At 65.0% G+C, this 1,163-nt stretch carries 2 protein-coding genes; both read left to right on the top strand.

Annotated elements, in window-relative coordinates; all coding sequences use genetic code 11:
• Positions 1-52 precede the first annotated feature (52 nt).
• Complete coding sequence (locus tag JHD07_RS34535) at positions 53-739, top strand: DUF2161 family putative PD-(D/E)XK-type phosphodiesterase (protein WP_291630306.1); 687 nt, start codon at positions 53-55, stop codon at positions 737-739.
• A 95-nt stretch (positions 740-834) separates the two neighbouring features.
• Positions 835-1,134: a hypothetical protein gene (locus tag JHD07_RS34530; RefSeq protein WP_291630304.1), complete on the top strand. Its 300-nt coding sequence runs from the start codon at positions 835-837 to the stop codon at positions 1,132-1,134.
• Positions 1,135-1,163: the final 29 nt, after the last annotated feature.

Here is a 1,163-nt window from a genome sequence, read left to right as displayed (position 1 = left end):
GAGCCAAGAAGGCACTAGACTGTCTACAACTGATTCTCCGATCGGAACGCCGTTGGAAACCGCGCTTTACCTGCCCGTCAAACGCTTCCTCGAAGAGCTCGGCTTCACGGTCAAGGGCGAGATCGGCGGCTGCGATCTGGTCGGCCTCAGCGCCGAGGATCCGCCGGTCGTGGTCATCGGCGAGCTCAAGCTTGCCTTCAATCTCGAGCTGATCTTGCAGGCGGTCGACCGGGCGCCCGCCGGCGACGAGGTCTGGATCGCGGCGAAGATGTCGGCGCGTGGCAAGGGACGCGAGAGCGACGCGCGCTATCGGAATCTCTGCCGCCGGCTCGGCTTCGGCATGCTCGGAGTGACCGAGCGCGGCCAGGTCGAGGTGCTGGTCAAGCCGCCCACCGCAGCGCCACGCCGCGAGCCCAAGTTGCGCTCCCGTCTCGTCAGGGAGCATCAGCGGCGCCAAGGCGATCCCGTGCTTGGCGGCAGCACCCGTGCACCGATCATGACAGCCTATCGACAGCAGGCACTGGCTTGCGCGTCGGCGCTGGCCGAAGGCCCAATGCGCGTGCGCGAGCTGCGCGAACGCTGTCCCGATGCAGGCAAGATCTTGCTTAACAATGTGTATGGCTGGTTCGAACGCACTGAACGGGGAATTTACGGGCTGACGGAATCCGGACACGCAGCCCTGAAACGCTGGCCTCAGAAGCGGGTTGAAGTCGGCGCAGGTGCGGCGTCACCGCCCTGACACCCGACCGGTGCATAGCTGAGCTGCCACACCGAATTCATATTGCAATGCAACATTTGGGGCACTAGGTATCCCGGCATCAAGATGAGGCCGTTATGAGCGCAGACTGGAAGACGAAGTATGGCACGCGGCGCGTCCGCCACGATCCGCCCACCCTGGACGAGGCGATCTTCGCCGCCGTCGGTATCACCGACGACCAGGCGCAGCAGGCCGAGATCGCTGCAGCCTTGATGGGGATGCCGCTCGACGTCGTGCAGGCCGAGGTGAAGAAGCAGGCCCGCACCAACAGCCGCATCACCGCCACGCGCGTCATTGCCGGCGAACAGGGCGCGCAGCGCTCCGTCGTGGTCGAACGCCGCGTCGTCCGCCGCTTCGGTGCTGGCACCCGCAGCTGAGCACTCGTTTTATCGCGCAGAAATACGAA

This window comes from Bradyrhizobium sp. (assembly GCF_016462955.1).
GTDB lineage: Bacteria > Pseudomonadota > Alphaproteobacteria > Rhizobiales > Xanthobacteraceae > Bradyrhizobium.
This window is presented reverse-complemented; position numbering and strand designations above follow the sequence as displayed.

Excerpts from the sequence above, each read along its gene's own strand:
- JHD07_RS34530 (WP_291630304.1), top strand. The coding sequence starts at position 835 with ATGAGCGCAGACTGGAAGACGAAGTATGGCACGCGGCGCGTCCGCCAC.